Genomic DNA, 19,640 nt, shown 5'->3' with positions numbered 1-19,640 from the left:
GAGTTGTCATCGATATATTTGAAAAATCGCTGATATATTCTGAGTTGTCATCGATATATTTGAAAAATCGCTGATATATTCAGCTGAACATCCGCCCAGGTATCCCAAGCCTGACCTGATTCGAACCCAGCACAACATAAAAAAGCGCCCCGCATAGCAGGGCGCTTCCACTTTATCTATTAACCAATAGAACCTTCCATCTCAAACTTGATTAGGCGGTTCATTTCAACTGCGTATTCCATTGGAAGCTCGCGAGTGAATGGCTCGATGAAGCCCATTACGATCATTTCTGTAGCTTCTTGCTCAGAAATACCGCGGCTCATTAGGTAGAATAATTGTTCTTCTGATACTTTCGATACTTTCGCTTCATGCTCAAGTGAAACGTAATCGTTTTTGATTTCGTTGTAAGGAATTGTATCAGATGTAGATTGGTTATCCATGATTAACGTGTCACACTCGATGTTAGAGCGAGAGTTTTTCGCTTTTGGTCCGAATTGTACGATACCACGGTAAGTTACTTTACCACCATGCTTCGCAATCGATTTAGAAACGATTGTTGAAGACGTGTTTGGTGCTAAGTGAATCATTTTCGCACCAGCATCTTGGTGTTGGCCTTTACCAGCAATCGCGATAGATAATGTTAAACCACGAGCGCCTTCGCCTTTTAAGATAACTGCTGGGTATTTCATCGTTAATTTAGATCCGATGTTACCGTCAATCCATTCCATCGTTGCGTTTTCTTCACAAACCGCACGTTTTGTAACTAGGTTGTATACGTTGTTCGCCCAGTTTTGGATTGTTGTGTAACGGCAATATGCATCTTTTTTAATGATGATTTCTACTACCGCACTGTGAAGTGAGTTAGTCGTGTAAACAGGTGCTGTACAACCTTCTACGTAGTGTACGTGTGCTCCTTCGTCTACGATAATAAGCGTACGCTCGAATTGTCCCATATTTTCAGAGTTAATACGGAAATACGCTTGAAGTGGTGTATCAACTTTAATACCTTTTGGAACGTAGATGAATGATCCACCAGACCAAACTGCAGAGTTTAATGCAGAGAATTTGTTGTCTGTTGGTGGGATTACTTTTCCGAAATGCTCACGGAAAATATCTTCGTTCTCTTTTAATGCGCTATCTGTATCTTTGAAGACGATTCCTAGAGCTTCTAGGTCTTCTTTCATGTTGTGGTATACAACTTCAGATTCGTACTGTGCAGATACACCAGCTAAATATTTTTGCTCAGCTTCTGGGATACCTAATTTATCAAATGTTGCTTTAATTTCCTCAGGTACTTCATCCCAAGACTTCTCAGATTTCTCAGATGGTTTTACGTAGTACGTAATTTCATCGAAATCTAAGTCGTTTAAGTCGCCGCCCCATTGTGGCATTGGCATTTCATAGAACTTATCCAGTGATTTTAAACGGAAGTCTAACATCCACTGTGGTTCTTCTTTCATACGTGAAATCTCTTCTACGATTTCTTTTGTTAAACCGCGTCCAGCACGGAAAATCGAAACGTCTTTGTCTTTGAAACCATATTTATAATCGCCGATATCTGGCAGTTGCTTCGCCATGTTGGTGTGTCCCTCCTTAGATAACCTCGTTTTTAGGAACCTTTAACATTACTTATCTTCGTTTAAGCCCTTTTCTAACGCTTTCCACGCTAATGTTGCACATTTAATACGTGCAGGGAACTTGCATACGCCTTGTAATGCTTCAATATCTCCTAAATCAATGCTGTCATCGTACTCTTTTCCTAGCATCATGTCAGAGAAAATTTTCGAAAGCTGAAGTGCTTCTTCAATTTTCTTTCCTTTTACTGCTTGTGTCATCATCGAAGCTGAAGACATTGAGATAGAACATCCTTCTCCTTCAAACTTCGCCTCTTGTACAATACCCTCTTCTACCTTCATCGTAAGTTGAATACGGTCGCCGCAAGTTGGATTGTTCAAGTTTACTGTAACACTATCTTCTAACACGCCATGGTTACGAGGATTTTTATAATGATCCATAATAACTTGACGATATAACGTATCTAAATTATTAAATGACATTTGTGAAATACTCCTTTGTCTTGATTAGCGATTCAACAAATGTATCAATTTCTTCTTTTGTATTATATAAATAGAAGCTCGCACGTGCTGTTGAAGAAGCTTTTAGCCACTTCATAAGCGGTTGTGCACAGTGGTGTCCTGCGCGAACCGCAATGCCTTCTACATCTAATACTGTCGCTACATCGTGAGGATGTACGTCTTCAATATTAAATGTAACAAGACCAGCGCGATGCTTTGGACCATAAATTGTAACGCCATCTACTTCTGATAGTCTTTCTAAAGCGTATTGCGCTAATTCATGCTCATGCTTTTCAATATTATGAAGACCGATTTCTTCTAAGAAATCAATTGCCGCACCAAGTCCGATTGCATTACCGATAATCGGTGTACCTGCTTCGAACTTCCACGGAAGCTCTTTCCAAGTAGATTCTTGTAAATCTACGAAATCAATCATTTCACCGCCAAATTCAATTGGCTCCATATTGTTTAGCAATTCTTTTTTACCATATAATACGCCGATACCTGTAGGTCCGCACATCTTATGAGCAGATAATGCGTAGAAATCACAGTTTAAATCTTGTACATCTACTTTCATATGAGGTGTACTTTGTGCACCGTCAACGACCATAATTGCGCCATTTTCGTGTGCGATTGCTCCGATTTCTTTTACAGGATTAATCGTTCCAAGTACGTTTGATACTTGCATAATAGAAACGATTTTTGTATTCGGTGTAACTGTTTGACGAACATCTTCTAAAGAAATTGTACCGTCTGGTTGAAGCGGAAGGTATTTTAAAGTTGCACCAGTTTTCTTCGCAACTTGTTGCCACGGAATGATGTTACTATGGTGCTCCATGTAAGAAATAACGATTTCATCGCCTTCTTTTACATTTTCAAGACCATAGCTAGCCGCTACTGTATTTAATGCAGTTGTCGTTCCGCGCGTGAAAATAATCTCTTCCATTGATTTCGCGTTAATAAACTTGCGAACTTTCTCGCGTGCACCTTCATACGCGTCGGTAGCTTTCGTACCGAGCGTATGAACACCGCGATGCACGTTAGAATTATATTCTTTATAGTAACGTTCTAACGTTTCAATGACTTGAATTGGTTTTTGAGAAGTTGCTGCACTATCGAAATAAACAAGTTGTTTGCCGTTCACTTTTTGATCAAGAATTGGAAACTGTTTGCGTATTTCATGAATATTCATTAGCGAACTTTCCTTTCAATTACCTCAACAAGCTGTGCCTTTACTCCTTCAATTGGAAGCTCATTAACTACAGGTGCTAAGAATCCATGGATGACTAAACGTTCTGCTTCGCGTTTTGGAATACCACGGCTCATCAAGTAGTATAATTGGTACGGATCTACGCGGCCTACTGAAGCTGCGTGACCTGCCATTACATCATCTTCGTCGATTAAAAGAATTGGGTTTGCATCCCCACGAGCTTTCTCATCTAACATAAGAACGCGAGAAGATTGTTGTGCATTTGATTTAGATGCACCGTGTTCAATCTTACCAATTCCGTTAAAGATAGATGTTGCACTATCTTTTTGTACACCGTGTTTTAAAATCCAACCTTCAGAGTGTTTACCGAAGTGAACAACTTTAGTTGTAAAGTTTTGTGTTTGGTTACCACGGCCAATTGTTACTGTTTTCGTATCAGCATATGAACCGTCGCCCATTAAGTTTGTAACGTTCTCTGAAATTGTGTTTCCGTCATTCATAAGGCCTAGAGCCCAATCAATGCGGCCGTCGCGTCCTACAATACCGCGGCGGTTAACGTAAGTTGTTACGTCTTTTGCTAATAGATCAACCGCACCGAATTTCACTTGTGCGCCTTGTTCCACGATTACTTCTGCTACGATATTTGCAATACCTTTAGCATTTTCATTTGCAACGTAGTTTTCTACATAAGTTGCAGTACTGTTCGCATCAGCTACGAATAATACGTGGTTATATACGTTAGCTTCTTCGCCGTCTACTAAGAATACAGCTTGAAGTGGAGTTTCAAGAACAACGTTTTTCGGAACATATACGAATGCACCGCCGTTGATTAATGCAGCATGAAGTGCAGTTAAACGATGCTCGTCTACCTTCACGCCGTCTTTCATTAAATACTTTTGTAATAGTTCAGCATGCTCTGTTGCAGCTGTTACGATGTCTGTAAAAATAACACCTTTTTCTTTTGCTTCGTCTGCTAAAGAAACGAACGCAGTTGTACCAGTACGTTGCACTAATACGCTGTTATTTTCATCGATTAAGTTTTTCACTGCTTCTGGAAGCTCTGTTAAAGAACTTACAGGCTCTTGCTTAGCAGCGTCGCCTTTTCCGATAAAGTCCCATTTTTCAATTTTCGTTTTATCAGGCGTTGGCATTGGAAGTTCAGTTGCTTGTGCAAGAGCTTGTAAGCGGAACTCAGTCAACCAAGCAGCTTCGTTTACTTCGCTTGCGCGTTGACGGATTGTTTCTTGATCGAAAGGTAATGTACCGATTGTCATGTTTATGCTCCTCTCTTACGCTTCTTGCTCTGTTGTTTCGTCTTCAATACCTAATTCTTTTTTAATCCAGTCGTAACCTTCAGCTTCTAGACGTTGTGCAAGCTCAGGGCCACCAGATTTAACGATACGACCGTTCATCATAACGTGAACGAAATCTGGAGTGATGTAGTTTAATAAACGTTGGTAATGCGTAATCATTAGGCAACCGAACTCTTCGCCACGCATTTGGTTAATACCTTTAGATACAACTTTTAACGCATCGATATCAAGACCAGAGTCGATTTCATCTAAGATTGCGATTTTTGGCTCAATCATCATTAATTGAAGAATTTCGTTACGTTTTTTCTCACCGCCAGAGAAACCTTCGTTTAAGTAACGTTGTGCCATTTCTGGATCCATTTCTAGGAATTCCATGTTTTTATCTAATGTACGGATAAATTTCATAAGAGAAATTTCATCGCCTTCTTCACGACGTGCATTAATTGCAGAACGTAAGAAGTCAGCGTTTGTTACTCCGCTAATTTCACTTGGATATTGCATTGCTAAGAATAGACCTGCTTGCGCGCGCTCGTCTACTTCCATTTCTAATACATCTTCACCGTCGATGATGATGCTACCTTCTGTTACTTCATACTTTGGGTGACCCATAATGGCAGAAGATAAAGTTGATTTACCTGTTCCGTTAGGTCCCATAATTGCGTGGATTTCTCCACCTTTTACTTCAAGGTTTACACCTTTTAAAATTTCTTTTCCATCAATTGATACATGTAAGTCTTTAACCGTTAATGTAGAACCAGCCATCTCAATACCTCCATTAATCCTATATATACATTTTAAAAATTACTAAAACGTTCATATTCTCATTTTATTCTCATTCTAATCTTATATCAAATAAAATGATATCGCAAACGATGAAAAAATGTAACAATTTTTTCACAAATGTATATAAGTATTTCCCTTGCATCCTTATATGATACACCTTTCTTCTTATTTATATAAAGAAAAAAGGACTGGTAATTTTCCAGTCCTTTCCTGCACTTATTCATTTACTGGAAGTACAGCACCTTTATATTCTTTATTAATAAAGTCCTGAATTTCTTTTGAATGTAGCACTTCTACTAACTCTTTAATTTCTTTTTTCTTCTCGTCACCTTTACGAACTGCAATAATATTTGCATAAGGAGAGTCTGATCCTTCAATTGCAATTGCATCCTTTGTTGGATTTAATTTCGCATCAATTGCGTAGTTTGAATTAATAAATAAAGCATCACCTTCGTTGTTTTCGTACAACTTCGGTGAAAGTCCAGGTTCTACATCTGTTTTAAACTTTAAATTTTTCGGGTTCTCTACAACATCTTTTACTGTCGCTTTAACAACATCTACACCGTCTTTTAATTTAATAACGCCGCCTTTTTGTAATAAAGCTAGCATACGGCCACGCTCAGCTACGTTATTACTCATAATAACCGTTCCTCCATCTGGAAGATCTTTTAAGCTTTTATATTTCTTAGAATAAATGCCCATTGGCTCTAAATGAATTTTTCCTGCATTTACAATTTTATATCCTTTTTCTTGAATTTCTTTATCTAAATACGGAATGTGCTGGAAATAGTTCGCATCAATTTCTTTATCCGCTAACGCTTTATTCGGCAGAACATAGTCCTGGAACTTTTTAATCTCTAATTTAATGCCTTTTTTCTCTAATATCGGTTGTGCTTTCTCTAAAATAACAGCGTGCGGCACGTTAGAAGCTCCAACAACGAGCTTATTCTCCTCTTTACCCCCGCAGGCAGCTAATGTAAATACAGACAGTGCTGTAACAACTGACAGTATAATTTTTTTCATATGATATCCCCTTCTCCCCTATAGTTATGTAGTTATAAAAAGGGCTGGCATACACCAGCCCTTTTCAGCAATTATTCTTTTACAGGAACAACCGCTCCTTTATATTCTTTATTAATAAAGTCTTCAATTTCTTTAGAATGTAATACTTCTATAAGAGCCTTGATCTCTTTCTTATCTTTATCACCTTTACGAACAGCTACTACGTTTGCGTATGGAGAATCATTTCCTTCAATTGCAATTGCATCTTTTTCTGGATTTAATTTCGCATCAATTGCATAGTTAGAGTTAATTAAAACAGCATCGCCTTCTTTATTGTTATACACTTGTGGTAATAAACCAGGCTCGATATCCGTTTTGAATTTTAGATTTTTCGGATTATCCGCAATATCTTTTGTAGTCGCTTTAACTGGATCTACTCCGTCTTTAATTTTTAAAATGCCTTCTTTTTGTAAAATTGCTAAGCCACGTCCATGGTCAGCAACAGAATTACTCATAATAATTGTTGCCCCGTCTGGAAGTTCTTTTAAGCTCTTATATTTTTGAGAGTACACACCAATCGGCTCTAAATGAATTTTCCCAGCTACTTCAAAGTCATATTTTTTATCTTTAATTTCTTTTTCTAAATACGGAATATGCTGGAAGTAGTTAGCATCTAATTCTTTATCTGCTAACGATTTATTTGGCAACACGTAGTCTTGGAATTTTTTAATTTCTAACTCAATTCCTTTTTTCTCAAGTAATGGCTTTGCCTTTTCTAAAATAACCGCATGCGGTACGTTAGAAGCCCCAACAACTAGTTTCTTTTCATCTTTATCTTTCGCGCCACAAGCAGCTAAACCAAAAATTGAAGTTGAAATAAGTGCTGTAAGTAATAATTTTTTCATTTTAAATGCCCCCTGTTTTCATTATCTTTTATCTATTCGAGTCGTTACACTATCACCAATCCATTGAATGAAAAATACAACTAGCAATACACAAATTGTTGCGACGATTGTTACATCGTTATTCCCACGCTGGAATCCTTCTAAGTAAGCAAGTGTCCCAAGACCACCAGCACCAACAACTCCTGCCATTGCTGTATATCCTACTAAAGCAATTGTCGTAACCGTAATACCAGATACTAACGCTGGTAACGATTCTGGAATTAACACCTTCAAAATAATTGTGCTTGTTTTTGCTCCCATCGCTTTTGAAGCTTCAATTACACCTTTATCAATCTCGCGAAGTGCGATTTCAACCATTCTCGCGTAAAATGGTGCCGCTCCAATAATTAAAGCTGGCAATGCTGCACTCGCCCCGAGAATTGTTCCAAGGATAATCTTTGTGAATGGAATTAATAAAATGATTAAAATGATGAACGGTATAGAACGGAATATGTTTACGAACGCTCCAATTCCTGTATTAACCGCTTTGTTTTCCCATAAATTATCTTTCGCTGTCATAAAGAGTAACAATCCTAAAATGAGTCCTAAAACAAATGTGGCAAGCGCCGCAATTGCCGTCATATATAACGTTTCACCAGTCGCTTCTAACATTTGATTCCAATCAACATTTGCGAGTAACTTATCCATGTGCAATCACCTCCAGCTCTACTTGATCTTGATGTATTCCTTCTATCGCTTGCTGGATCGCTGTTTCCTCACCATTTAAATGAACAACTAAACTTCCGTAAGAACCGTTATTCGTTTGTGCGATATTTCCTTGCAAAATGCTAACTTCTATATCACTGCGTTGCATTAATCTTTGGAGTACTGGTCTTTCTACAGCCTCACCGACAAACTGCAAGCGAATTACTTTTCCATCTGGATATTTTTCAATTAAACTTTCAATTGTTTCGTTTGTATCTTCAGAATCTGTTAACTGCTGTACAAAGCGTTTCGTAATGTCTTGCTGTGGATTACGGAATACGTCAAGTACTGGACCTGTTTCTACGATTTTCCCTTTCTCCATTACCGCAACACGATTACAAATCTTTCGAATTACGTGCATCTCATGTGTAATCAATACAATTGTTAAACCGAGACGCTTATTAATATCGAGTAGTAAATCTAAAATTTGATCTGTCGTTTCCGGATCAAGTGCTGACGTTGCTTCGTCACATAAAAGCACTTGTGGGTTGTTAGCTAACGCTCTGGCAATCCCAACGCGCTGCTTTTGTCCACCACTTAACTGGGATGGATACGCGTCTCCTCTTCCTTCTAATCCAACGAGATGAATTAACTCATCAACACGTTTTCTTCTCTTCTCCTTATCAACCCCTGCAATCTCAAGTGGAAATGCGATATTTTCGCGTACAGTTCGTGACCAAAGTAAGTTGAAGTGCTGAAAAATCATTCCAATTTCTTGCCTTGCCTTACGAAGTTCACTTCCTGTAATTGCTGAAATGACACGATTTGCAATTGTAATTTGGCCAGAAGTTGGTTTCTCTAACTGATTAAACAATCTAATTAAAGAACTTTTCCCAGCGCCACTATATCCGATAACACCAAATATTTCGCCTTTCTCTATTTGTAAGTTGGCGTTATCTACAGCAGTGACATCACCGCTTTTTGCCTTATATATTTTCTTTACATTTTCTAATAAGATCATGATGTTCACCCCTTTTTTGTTTGGATAGACTCCGCAATTTTTTTATTTTTGATGCGTGTAGTCCATCGTTATAGCTCCTCTTATTATTTGAATGTCCTCCACATTCAAACAACAAAAAAACCTTTCCGCTTTAGAGAAGCAGAAAGGTTTATATGCGTATATAACAACATTATCCCTCTCTCTCATCTCTCAAAGCATTTGCTTTGCAGGAATTGGCACCATTTCAACATAAGTTGACGGTTGCCGGGCTTCACAGGGCACAGTCCCTCCACCTCTCTTGATAAGAGAAATCAGATTAAATTTTCGTCTGATTTGAAATTTATGAAATTGTCTATATTTTATGAATTGAATTGTATCAATATCCATACACCATGTCAACAGAAATTTTTGCAAAAAAAGAAACTTCAGACTTTTAAGCACCCACTGACATCGGCTTACATATATGAAACATTGATTCAATTAACAACATCGTTCGATACGTTCCCGAATATTGCACACGCCCATCGCTCATTAACGTCTGCAACCTTATATTTCCACTCACCAAACGTTTTACATCCTCTTCCCCTAAACACACGATTTGTTCTGTTCCTCTTTCCTCTTTCAAAAGTTCAATATAATCCCTTGAAATTTGTAATGAACAGCATTCATCTCCAAAACGAAAATTAACAGTTCTTTCTCCTTGCCTTAAAAGCGGTTCTAAATGATATTGACCATTAGCGTAATTTACAAATGATTGCAGCAAAGAATATAATTCCACCCTAAATCACATCCTTCATATCACTTTCTATTACATACCATTCCCTCTTACTAAAGAGCAATCCTGTTACTTTCGCTCGACAAATACTGTACCTATCCTGCATGTCGACATATTTCCCAAGAAATATGTCGAGGCGGCAAAAAACTTTGCCGCCTACTTTAATTCCATATATAAATATTCAACCGAATGAAATGCATATATCTTCTTCATTAGTGTCCCATTTTCAAAAATAAGTAAACACGGTACACTTTCGATTCCATACTCTTTCGCTAAATGCGGAGCATAATTTAAATCTAACATTCCAATTTTCAAATCTTCAATCGTCATCTCGACAACCGTTAACATCTTTTTTGCTAATTGGCATGTTCCACACATTGGTGTATATACATATAGCACTGTTTTTTCTTCGTTTTCTATTAGGGCTGTAGCTTCGGTACCTGTCCAGTCAATCACTTCTATCATTCCTTACCGTAAATATTCTGTATAAACGTCAATGTCAGCTCCCCATAATACATTTGCTAAATGTGAAGAAGGCGCAGTCGCCACCTCGCGATACGAGCGATCAATATAAATATGCTCTGCTTGCGGAAATTCTTTTCGAAATTGTTTCCTTAACTTTTCCCCTGCATCATCAGCATCCACTAGCACATATACGTCCTTATCAAAAAATTGATCAATGAGCTCATCCATTTTCGACAAACCAATTGTACCATTTGTACAAACAATTTCCACCGGTTCACGAATAATAGATTCAATCTTTCTTCTGTCTGACTTACCTTCTACAATAATGACTTTTTCCACATAAATCATATGTCATCACCCGATCACCATATACTATACAACCTTTAACTTAGTATATAGTATATTCGTTATTTTCATGTTGTTTCCTGTTTATTTTTGCAAAAGAAAAGCGGAACCGACTGTTTAGCCCTGTTGGCTAAGGTTCTTTCGCACAGAAGACGCTTTTTGTCTTCTCGTGCGGAAGGTTCTTAGACATGAAGGGCTAGGAGGTGGAGCTGGACAATGAAAAGCGCAAGCGGCTTGACCAGAACAAGAGGGCACCCGAACCCCTGAACTCGAGGTGCTTTTTGCCTCGCAGGAAGAAGCGAAACCCACTCAATCAACATGAAACATCTGCGAAAAAGTTTTTCAAAAATCTTCTCCTATATGATAACTAATATATATGTGCTTTCAAATTCATTATGTAACACAACATAAAAAAGGACAGCACAAAGGCTGTCCTTTAGTCGACTATAATTAGTCTTGGTTTGTCATTTCTGCATATTTTTCTGCAGTTAATAACTTCTCAACTTGGCTTGCATCAGAAAGTTCAACTTTAACCATCCATGCACCCTCGTATGGAGATTCGTTAACAAGTTCTGGTTGGTCACTTAATTCTTCGTTTACTGCTACAACTTTACCACTTACAGGTGCGTATAATTCAGAAACTGTTTTAACAGATTCTACGCTTCCGAATGGCTCGTCAGCTTGGATTGTTGCACCTACTTCAGGAAGTTCAACGAATACGATATCGCCTAACTCACCTTGCGCAAAATGAGTAATACCGATAACAACCGCATTACCTTCTGTTTTTACCCATTCGTGTTCTTCAGAGTAACGTAAATTATTTGGAATGCTCATGACTGTACCTCCAGTGAATGTATTAATTATGTAAAAATACCTTATTGGTACTTTTTCCACACACTTTCAAACTGCTCTTCGTTAAAACCAAGTGTTACACTCGTTCCATTTGTTACAATTGGACGTTTAATTAACATGCCATCAGATGCTAAAAGCTCGTACATTTCGTCTTCGCTTGCATCCTTTAACTTATCTTTTAAACCAAGTTCGCGGTAACGCATTCCACTTGTATTAAAGAATTTTTTTAATGGCAATTCACTTTTCTCATGTAAATTACGTAAATCTTCTTTTGACGGTGGATTTTCAACAATATGAATCATCTCATATGCTACATCGTTTGCCTCAAACCATTTTTTTGCTTTTTGACATGTGCCACACTTTGGATATGAATAAAATGTTACTGTCATAAATTCACCTACTTTTTTACTAACCTTTACCTTTATCATATAGAAAACGTTTTATTATTTCAAACGATTATTCGCTAAACTTTTACTTATTTCGTGATAATTTTTAATAATCCTGCTAATTTTTCTTATTTTTCCGCCATTTATCAAGAAAAAATAAATATATAATTTTTTTAAAAATTTTTTCTCATCCCATGCCGAACATATATCTTAAACAAACGTTTGATTAATTTCCGATTTTTCTACCTCAACCTTTGAAATACATATATTTTTTCATACCGAACATATATCTTAAACAAACGTTTATTTAATTTCCGATTTTTCTACATTAGCCTTTGAAATACATAGAACCTTTCGTGCCGAACATACACCTTAAACAAACGTTTATTTAAAATAAAAATAAGAAGCCTCGTTTACAGGCTCCTTCGTTATCTACTCAAATAGTCTGAAATTGTTTGAAATACTATGATATACATATTATGAATACTTTGATCGGAAACAGTGTCATTATATAACCCCATACCCCAGTATTGTCCTTCAGAGCTTCCCATATTTACAAACCCTTGCGTATACATCATCGCTCTATCCCTTGGCGCATTATCATAATCTAAATCTTTTTCAGTAAAAATCAAATATGGTCTATCCTTTAAACCGATAAAAAACACTGGCTTCTTTAACGATAAAAATAAGTCCGTATACTGTTCCTTTGATGCTTCTTGAAAATATTCTTTCATGACGAGAAAACCATCAACCTTTGCTGATTTCTCCTTCATCTCCTCTAACTTCACGTTTTCAAACTTTATATTTCTAAACGTATCTTTCGGCTTTTCACCAATAACTCCAATTACGAGTGCTCTCCCGTTGTATTCTAATTTCTCTCCTTCTTTATCCTTTGCACACCCAGTAGCCACTAGGCATAACAATATAAAAAATAAGAAATAAAATGAACGCTTCATTTAGCACCCTCTCCCTCTTTTAAGTCAAGTGACAAAAGTGTAAGGTAAATTCAAGAAAATGTAAGTGAAATCGATAGCCCAATTGGATTTTCTATATTATAATCAATTGAATTTACTTACATTACTAAAACATAGGAGCTTATCATGAAGAATTTTAAACTCTCATCTTTTCTTCCGTTAAGTTATATACTTCTACTCGTACTCGTAAGTCCCCTTTACGATGTATTAAATAAATCTACTGTACACGCAGTGGATGTCACAACTGTAGTAGATGATTGGATTCCATTTGTGAAAGCATTTATTATTCCTTATTTACTTTGGTTTCCTTACTTATACGGCGCACTTATTTATTACTGTTTTGCTGATCGAAAGCAATATTATGTCACTTTAAGTAGTGTTATTCTTGGAAAACTTGCTTGTTTTTCTATTTATTATTTTTGGCAGACAACTGTACCACGTCCAACAGTCGTTGGAACGGACGTATTTTCCGAACTAGTCCGCTATATTTATAGTATTGATCAACCAGTAAACTGTTTCCCAAGCATTCATGTCCTTACCACCTTTGTAATTATGTTAGCTGCCTTTAGACGTAGAGAACAACATGCTTTTGAGTATTACATCCTTACGTTCTTCGGCACGCTTATTATTTTATCAACACTATTTACAAAGCAACATGCTTTTGTAGATGCTATTTCTGGAATGACACTCGCAAGCATACTATACTTCGGTGTTCAGCTATTATTAGCAAAAGAAACAGTACGCGTTCCAGTAAAACAAAATCATAAAATGTAAAAAAGCAGACTGTGGCTTCTTCAGTCTGCTTTTCTCTATTATTAAGGAGATTTTCAAATTAAGATTGCGGTACAGTCATATCACCTGAGTGAATACGACCTGCTTTTTTAAGAGCAATGTAAAGTATATAAGAAACAGCTACTGGGATAATGATATAAGTGATTATCATCGCTGGGACAACTTCCCATCCTTGGCTGGAAATTAAATTAATTGGTGCGATAAGAGAACTTAATCCAAGACCTGCAATTTCTTTTCCTGCTTCCAGTTGGAAAATTAATGCTGATACTGGGCCCACTATAGCACTGGCGACGACAGTTGGGACGAGAATCATTGGATTTTTAGTAATGTTCGGCAACTGTACTTTCGGAGTACAAAGTGCCTGAGCTAATATGCCACCTAAATTATTTTCTTTCGCTGAGATAACAGAGAATCCGATAAACTGAGCAACACATCCAGCAAGAGCTGCACCTCCTGCAACACCATCTAAGCTAAGTGCTATCGCTAAAGCAGCTGATGAAGCTGGAGAGATAAGTAATAGTCCCCAAACTACAGCAATCACGATAGAAGCGATAAATGGGCTACCAGCTGAACTATCTTTAATGAATGCTCCAACTGTATTTAAAACCGGGCTAATATTTTGGGCTAACCAAATACCGACTAAACCAGAACCTAATATGGCTGCAAATGGAACGAGCATCATATCTAAAGCAGTTTTTCCACTTAATCGTTTACCAATATACACAGCTAAAGTCGCTGTTAATAGTGCACCGATTGGTTCACCTGTTTTAATGATAAGACCAGCTTCAGTAATTGAAATGGATCCAGCACCAATCGCTCCAGCTACCATCGCCGAAAAGATTACGAGTCCGTTTGCACCGAGCATGAATGCAATCCCTGCTCCAATAGCTGGTGCCATAAGTGATTTTGCAACAACTCCGATTGTAATAAGTAATGGGATATCAACAATTCTTCCTATATTTTCGATTAGTAAACCAATTCCAAGGGATACGAAAATACCTTGTGCTATTCCGGCAGATGCTTTAAACACACGAGACATTATATATTCCTTCATTTGTTTCACCTTCTCCTATAATTTAGTAACCAATTGTTTTCATATAATCGCGTAAAACATCGTTTGATTTTGCAAAGCGGATTTCTTCATCTTCTGATAAGTTTAGTTCTACAACTTCTCTTACACCGTCTCTAGTAATAATTGCTGGTACTCCTGTACAAATGTCATATTCACCATACTCACCATCTAAAATAGCCGATACAGCAATTACACGGTGATCATCATTAAAGATTGAACTAGCAATATACGCTAGAGAATTTCCGATTCCATAATAAGTAGTACCTTTTCGTTTATAAATTTCCCACCCTGCTTTTGCAGTCTTCTCAACGATTTCATCTAAATCTATTTCACCGAAACGTTCTTTTTGCTCTTCTAAGATTTGCAAAATTGGCTTTCCTCCAACAGCTACATGTGACCAAGCAACCATTTGAGAATCCCCATGTTCCCCTAATGAGTATCCATGGATACTACGAGGATCTACATGTAACATTTCAGATAAAATTGTTCTTAAGCGGGAAGAATCTAATGATGTACCTGTACCGATTACGCGATTTCTAGGTAAACCAGATAATTTCCAAACTTGATATGTAATAATATCAACTGGGTTCGACGCAAGTAAGAAAATACCATCAAATCCACTTTCCATTACGCCATTCACAACACTCTCCATAATCTTAGCGCTTGCTCCTAAAGTGTCTAAACGACTTTGTCCAGGCTTCGGCGCTGGTCCTGCTGTAATAATGACAATGTCCATATCTTTGCAGTCTTCATAGTTTCCTGCATATACTTTTGTTCTTGTATTTGTAAAGTTAATGCAGTGTGATAAATCCATCGCTTCCCCAACTGCACGTTCATGATTTATATCAATTAATAATAATTCTTCGCAAATTCCTTGGTTTACAATGGAATACGCACAACTTGATCCAACTAATCCAGTACCGATAATTGCAATTTTTCTTGTGTTTCTATTCATAGCAATCTCTCCTAATTGATCATGTAATCTATTTTTTGTTCTTTACACTCTTCATTATAGAGATTCCCACGATAGAAACCATGGATACTTTGTGAATTATTGAACAAACTCTTGTCCTTTTTGTGAATTGTTATATTCAATTTTCGTCATATTTGTTACAACTGGAAAAATATTTATTATATATTTATTGACATATGCAAAATAAAAAAAGACGAGCGACTCCGTTCGCTCGTCTTTTCATCCTATTATTCCGCACTTAATTGGCTTTTTAGTTGCTGCACAATCATCGGATTAGCAGGTGCTGCTGGCTTATAATAGCTTTTTTGCTTTGCGTATTCATACATATTACGTTGGCGCTCTTCATCCTGATTACGAATTTGAATTAACGTTTGATGTAACTGTTCATTATCAGACTGAGAAATATAATTTGCATAACTTGTTAAACTTGCATTTAATCCTGCTAAATAATCATTTACCATATCTTTTTCATTCATCTTCCGCTTCCTCCTATCCTAAGAAAGTCATTAATTGCTGTTTTGTATTTCGCGCATCTTGCGCATCCTTTTGTAGCATTTGTTTCAACTCTGGATCTGTACAAGCCTGTGCATACTGGTCCAATTTGTTAATAATCGTCGCATGACCACCAATTAAATGACGCAAATTTTCAACTTCAAGCTCTGTTAAGTTTTGCATAGAATACTCCTACCTTTCTTTGTTCATTCAAGATTTAGTATTCTGTTCTTTTGGGATTATATGCACTAAAAAACCTTAGAATCACTTCTAAGGTTTCCTCTTATTCAATCTCTCATTACATGTAATCCTTTAATAAACGTTTCCAATAATAAATGTAAACTTGTATCTAAATCTAGCGGCAAACCAAATCCCCCCTGCTGTTCAATCGACGCAAATCCATGACAAATACTTCTGAATCCACGTGTCGCATGAAGTGCATTCTCTCCTTCTAAGCCGTATTGTTGTAAAATCTGAAGACAAAGCTTTACAATTCCGTCACCTGCTTTTCTTACTTCTTCATCTCGTAAAAAGGTTGCTTCATACAGTCCAGGATGTTTGCGTACGAATGCTACATACGCTTCTCCTAAAGCATGAATTGCTTCATCCATACGTTTATCCGAGGCCGCTTCTTCCAGTCTGTTATGCAGCTGTTTTATTCCGTAAATACCAAGATTTTTCCGTACATCTTGTAGCCCTTTCACATGATTATATAGAGAGGGCGAACGTATCCCCAACCTTTGCGCTAATGATGCTAATGTTACTTCTTGTATCCCATTTTCATCTGCAATTTCTGCCGCTGTTTCTACAATTTTTTGTAATGTAAGTCCGATTCTCGGTGACATAAATTAACCTTCTTTCATACTTTCTATATTCCGCTTAGCTTCCTTAATAGCAAGTTTTATGACAGCGTCTGGATCTTTTATCATTTTTCCATGTCCTGCCGCAAGCAAGGAAGGCTCATATTCTCTTAGCTTCTCTGCACTTTGTAATGCTATTTCTTTGCTCCACGTTGCCATCGCAGGAAACGGAAACCAAAATTTCATTTGTCCCGAAACAGCCATACCTCCTCTTGTTTGGAATGCATCCCCGGCAATAAGAGCTTTATTTCGCACATCAAGAAACGACATGGAACCTGGCGTATGTCCCGGTGTCATAATCGCAAGAAGCGATCCAATTCGGGCGCCATCTTCCAATAAAACATCCGGCCTCGTTTTCACTTTTTTAGGTACACCGCCTTTTATCGGCACATTTGGTTCATCCCTTTGTAATGTTGTATCTCCTTCTAACAACCTTGCGTCCCGCTTAGAAATATAAACTGGAACATCAGGAAGTACTTCTTTTAATGCGTCTAACGCACCGATGTGATCATCATGCGCATGTGTTAATACAATATTAGTAATTGGTTTCCCTATTTTCTCAGCCGCCTGTAAAATACCTTTTGCGCTATATGGCAAAGCCGCATCAATTAAAGTTAAACCATCTTCTTCCTCCACAAAGTAACAATTCACAGGAAACACTCTTGGCAAAAATGACAATTGATATACCGTTTTTTCATGTATCATTCTCATATTTCCAGCTCCCTTTCCGAAAAAACTAATGCTATTAGTTTTATTATACTAATGCCATTAGTTTTATGTCACTAAAAATTTCATTTTTTCAAAAAAAAAGAACAGTAGTCGTATAAACGACTACTGTTCTTTAAAGGTATTAAACTGTGTAACGCTCATCTTCTAAAATTTTCGCAGCGATTTCACGTTTCTTCGGAATTACGTTAAGTGGCGTGTGGCGTGTTAATTTGCGTAATGATGATAACATCATGCGCAGCATGTCGCCATTTTCAACTGCGATAAGTGTTTCTTTCGCATCTGCTTCGATTTCGTTGAATGCTTCTTGGCAGAATACTTCAGTGTATAACACTTTTTGTTTATTCTTTTCAAGACCAGTTGTTTTAATTGCTTTTTCTGTACGAAGAACAGCTGATTCCATTGCATATAGGTTACTTACGATGTCAGCGATATTCACAAGAATTTCTTGCTCTTTATCTAATGCTTTACCGTATTTTTGAGCAGCTAATCCAGCTACCATTAAACCGATTTTCTTCGCGTTAGTTACTAAATATTTTTGAAGTGCTAATGGCTCATCGCCTACTTCTTCTGGCATCATCATCATTAACTCTTCTTGTAATTTTTGTGCTTTTTGAAGAAGTGGTAATTCACCTTTCATCGCTTTACGTAAGAACGTACCTGGTACGATTAGGCGGTTAATTTCGTTCGTTCCTTCGAAAATACGGTTAATACGAGAATCGCGGTACATTCTTTCAATCTCGTACTCTGCCATAAATCCGTAACCACCGTGAATTTGAACACCTTCATCTACTGTATAATCTAGTACTTCAGAACCAAATACTTTATTTAAAGAACACTCGATTGCATATTCAGCGATAGAAGCTGCTACTGCTTTACCGTCTTTTACTTCCTCTTCAGATAATGTGCTCATGCGGCTTTCGAATAAACCTACTGTACGATATACAGAGCTTTCAGCTGCATATGTTTTCGCTGCCATATTCGCAAGTTTCTCTTGAATTAATGGGAAGCGAGCGATTGGTTGTTTGAACTGTTGACGTTGGTTTGCATATTGTGCTGAAATTTCTACTGCACGTTTCGCAGATCCAACTGTACCAACACCTAATTTATAACGACCGATATTTAAAATGTTGAATGCGATAATATGACCTTTACCGATTTCACCAAGTAAGTTTTCTTTCGGTACTAATGCATCTTCTAAAATTAACGTACGAGTTGAAGAACATTTAATACCCATTTTCTTTTCTTCTGGGCTTGTAGATACGCCTGGATACTCTTTCTCTACGATAAATGCTGAGAAATGCTCACCATCTATTTTTGCATATACAACAAATACATCAGCGAATGCAGAGTTTGTAATCCATTGTTTTTCACCATTTAATACGTAATGTGTACCTTCAGCATTTAAACGTGCAGTTGTTTTTGCACCTAATGCGTCAGATCCTGAACCTGGCTCAGTTAATGCATATGCAGCTAATTTTTCACCAGTTGCAAGTAGTGGTAAATATTTTTTCTTTTGCTCTTCGTTACCGAATAATACGATTGGTAACGATCCGATACCTACGTGAGCACCGTGAGTAATTGCAAAGCCACCAGCGCGAGAGAATTTCTCTGCGATTAACGCTGAGCTTACTTTATCAAGGCCAATTCCGCCGTACTCTTCTGGTACGTCAGCGCCTAGTAAACCAAGTTCGCCAGCTTCTTTTAAAAGACGAACAGAACGATCAAACTCGTGTTGCTCTAAATATTCAAGCTCCGGAAGAACTTCATTTACGATAAAGTCCTCTGTCGTTTTTGCAATCATTTTATGCTCAGATGAAAAATCTTCTGGCGTAAACACTTGATCAATCGTAATCTCATCTACTAAAAAGCTACCGCCTTTAACCGCACTTCCTACTGTTTTTTCCATGAAAATTTCCTCCTTTATATTTTCATAAGCCGCTTCTTTCTTTTTGA

Annotated in this window: 23 protein-coding genes and 1 riboswitch; of the genes, 1 reads left to right on the top strand and 22 read right to left on the bottom strand. The window is 37.3% G+C overall.

Annotated elements, in window-relative coordinates:
• Window positions 1–179 precede the first annotated feature (179 nt).
• From sufB to CDB3_RS25510, 15 genes are all read right to left on the bottom strand, one after another.
• Window positions 180–1,577 (bottom strand): Fe-S cluster assembly protein SufB, encoded by a 1,398-nt coding sequence (gene sufB, locus CDB3_RS25580; RefSeq protein ID WP_001118829.1) that lies wholly within the window; start codon window positions 1,575–1,577, stop codon window positions 180–182.
• Window positions 1,578–1,625: 48 nt separating this feature from the next.
• Window positions 1,626–2,057 (bottom strand): Fe-S cluster assembly sulfur transfer protein SufU, encoded by a 432-nt coding sequence (gene sufU / locus CDB3_RS25575; RefSeq protein WP_000009523.1) that lies wholly within the window; start codon window positions 2,055–2,057, stop codon window positions 1,626–1,628.
• Window positions 2,047–3,267: a cysteine desulfurase SufS gene (sufS, locus tag CDB3_RS25570; RefSeq protein ID WP_001020769.1), complete on the bottom strand. Its 1,221-nt coding sequence runs from the start codon at window positions 3,265–3,267 to the stop codon at window positions 2,047–2,049. Before sufS ends, sufU begins: the two co-directional genes overlap by 11 nt.
• Entirely contained in the window at window positions 3,267–4,559 is a 1,293-nt protein-coding gene (gene sufD / locus CDB3_RS25565; protein ID WP_000152176.1) for a Fe-S cluster assembly protein SufD, read from the bottom strand. Before sufD ends, sufS begins: the two co-directional genes overlap by 1 nt.
• A 15-nt stretch (window positions 4,560–4,574) precedes the next feature.
• Window positions 4,575–5,360 (bottom strand): Fe-S cluster assembly ATPase SufC, encoded by a 786-nt coding sequence (gene sufC / locus CDB3_RS25560; RefSeq protein WP_000929163.1) that lies wholly within the window; start codon window positions 5,358–5,360, stop codon window positions 4,575–4,577.
• 237 nt (window positions 5,361–5,597) lie between these two features.
• Window positions 5,598–6,404, bottom strand: coding sequence for a methionine ABC transporter substrate-binding lipoprotein MetQ (metQ, locus tag CDB3_RS25555; protein ID WP_088079620.1), 807 nt, complete (start codon window positions 6,402–6,404; stop codon window positions 5,598–5,600).
• A 71-nt stretch (window positions 6,405–6,475) separates the two neighbouring features.
• Window positions 6,476–7,288: a methionine ABC transporter substrate-binding lipoprotein MetQ gene (gene metQ, locus CDB3_RS25550; protein ID WP_128856399.1), complete on the bottom strand. Its 813-nt coding sequence runs from the start codon at window positions 7,286–7,288 to the stop codon at window positions 6,476–6,478.
• 21 nt (window positions 7,289–7,309) lie between these two features.
• Complete coding sequence (locus CDB3_RS25545) at window positions 7,310–7,975, bottom strand: methionine ABC transporter permease (RefSeq protein ID WP_128856398.1); 666 nt, start codon at window positions 7,973–7,975, stop codon at window positions 7,310–7,312.
• Entirely contained in the window at window positions 7,968–8,993 is a 1,026-nt protein-coding gene (locus CDB3_RS25540; RefSeq protein ID WP_128856397.1) for a methionine ABC transporter ATP-binding protein, read from the bottom strand. Before CDB3_RS25540 ends, CDB3_RS25545 begins: the two co-directional genes overlap by 8 nt.
• Before the next feature lie 179 nt (window positions 8,994–9,172).
• Window positions 9,173–9,280: riboswitch (SAM riboswitch) on the bottom strand.
• Between the two features lie 125 nt (window positions 9,281–9,405).
• Window positions 9,406–9,750: a hypothetical protein gene (locus CDB3_RS25535; RefSeq protein ID WP_128856396.1), complete on the bottom strand. Its 345-nt coding sequence runs from the start codon at window positions 9,748–9,750 to the stop codon at window positions 9,406–9,408.
• A gap of 153 nt (window positions 9,751–9,903) precedes the next feature.
• Window positions 9,904–10,212: a thioredoxin family protein gene (locus CDB3_RS25530; protein ID WP_098499429.1), complete on the bottom strand. Its 309-nt coding sequence runs from the start codon at window positions 10,210–10,212 to the stop codon at window positions 9,904–9,906.
• A gap of 3 nt (window positions 10,213–10,215) precedes the next feature.
• The gene (locus CDB3_RS25525; RefSeq protein ID WP_000640865.1) at window positions 10,216–10,560 is read right to left on the bottom strand and encodes a toprim domain-containing protein; all 345 of its coding nucleotides are present in this window, start codon (window positions 10,558–10,560) and stop codon (window positions 10,216–10,218) included.
• 447 nt (window positions 10,561–11,007) lie between these two features.
• Window positions 11,008–11,391, bottom strand: a complete 384-nt coding sequence (gene gcvH, locus CDB3_RS25520) for a glycine cleavage system protein GcvH (protein ID WP_000026895.1) — start codon at window positions 11,389–11,391, stop codon at window positions 11,008–11,010.
• 41 nt (window positions 11,392–11,432) lie between these two features.
• The gene (locus CDB3_RS25515) at window positions 11,433–11,798 is read right to left on the bottom strand and encodes an arsenate reductase family protein (protein ID WP_000218970.1); all 366 of its coding nucleotides are present in this window, start codon (window positions 11,796–11,798) and stop codon (window positions 11,433–11,435) included.
• Window positions 11,799–12,223: 425 nt separating this feature from the next.
• The gene (locus tag CDB3_RS25510; RefSeq protein WP_128856395.1) at window positions 12,224–12,751 is read right to left on the bottom strand and encodes a hypothetical protein; all 528 of its coding nucleotides are present in this window, start codon (window positions 12,749–12,751) and stop codon (window positions 12,224–12,226) included.
• A gap of 144 nt (window positions 12,752–12,895) precedes the next feature.
• On the opposite strand from CDB3_RS25510, the gene CDB3_RS25505 reads away from it, so the two are divergent.
• On the top strand, window positions 12,896–13,543 hold the full coding sequence (locus CDB3_RS25505) for a phosphatase PAP2 family protein (protein WP_128856394.1): 648 nt from the start codon (window positions 12,896–12,898) through the stop codon (window positions 13,541–13,543).
• 58 nt (window positions 13,544–13,601) lie between these two features.
• Here the strand turns inward: CDB3_RS25505 and CDB3_RS25500 are convergent, their stop codons facing one another.
• The 7 genes from CDB3_RS25500 to CDB3_RS25470 form a co-directional block, all read right to left on the bottom strand.
• Window positions 13,602–14,615 carry a PTS sugar transporter subunit IIC gene (locus tag CDB3_RS25500; protein WP_002112681.1) on the bottom strand — a complete coding sequence of 338 codons (1,014 nt, stop codon included), beginning with the start codon at window positions 14,613–14,615 and terminating at the stop codon, window positions 13,602–13,604.
• A 22-nt stretch (window positions 14,616–14,637) separates the two neighbouring features.
• On the bottom strand, window positions 14,638–15,588 hold the full coding sequence (locus CDB3_RS25495) for an L-lactate dehydrogenase (protein WP_483861152.1): 951 nt from the start codon (window positions 15,586–15,588) through the stop codon (window positions 14,638–14,640).
• Between the two features lie 245 nt (window positions 15,589–15,833).
• Complete coding sequence (locus CDB3_RS25490; RefSeq protein WP_001002990.1) at window positions 15,834–16,082, bottom strand: spore coat protein; 249 nt, start codon at window positions 16,080–16,082, stop codon at window positions 15,834–15,836.
• Window positions 16,083–16,095: 13 nt separating this feature from the next.
• Window positions 16,096–16,281 carry a hypothetical protein gene (locus tag CDB3_RS25485; protein WP_002112687.1) on the bottom strand — a complete coding sequence of 62 codons (186 nt, stop codon included), beginning with the start codon at window positions 16,279–16,281 and terminating at the stop codon, window positions 16,096–16,098.
• Window positions 16,282–16,385: 104 nt separating this feature from the next.
• The gene (locus CDB3_RS25480) at window positions 16,386–16,943 is read right to left on the bottom strand and encodes a TetR/AcrR family transcriptional regulator (protein WP_128856393.1); all 558 of its coding nucleotides are present in this window, start codon (window positions 16,941–16,943) and stop codon (window positions 16,386–16,388) included.
• Between the two features lie 3 nt (window positions 16,944–16,946).
• On the bottom strand, window positions 16,947–17,669 hold the full coding sequence (locus CDB3_RS25475) for an MBL fold metallo-hydrolase (RefSeq protein WP_128856392.1): 723 nt from the start codon (window positions 17,667–17,669) through the stop codon (window positions 16,947–16,949).
• 139 nt (window positions 17,670–17,808) lie between these two features.
• Window positions 17,809–19,593 carry an acyl-CoA dehydrogenase FadE gene (locus tag CDB3_RS25470; RefSeq protein WP_088008554.1) on the bottom strand — a complete coding sequence of 595 codons (1,785 nt, stop codon included), beginning with the start codon at window positions 19,591–19,593 and terminating at the stop codon, window positions 17,809–17,811.
• Window positions 19,594–19,640: the final 47 nt, after the last annotated feature.

The organism is Bacillus sp. CDB3 (genome assembly GCF_002081505.1).
Taxonomy (GTDB): Bacteria; Bacillota; Bacilli; order Bacillales; family Bacillaceae_G; genus Bacillus_A; species Bacillus_A cereus_AT.
The sequence above is the reverse complement of the archived record's forward strand: the minus strand, read 5'-3'. Positions and strand labels throughout refer to the sequence as shown.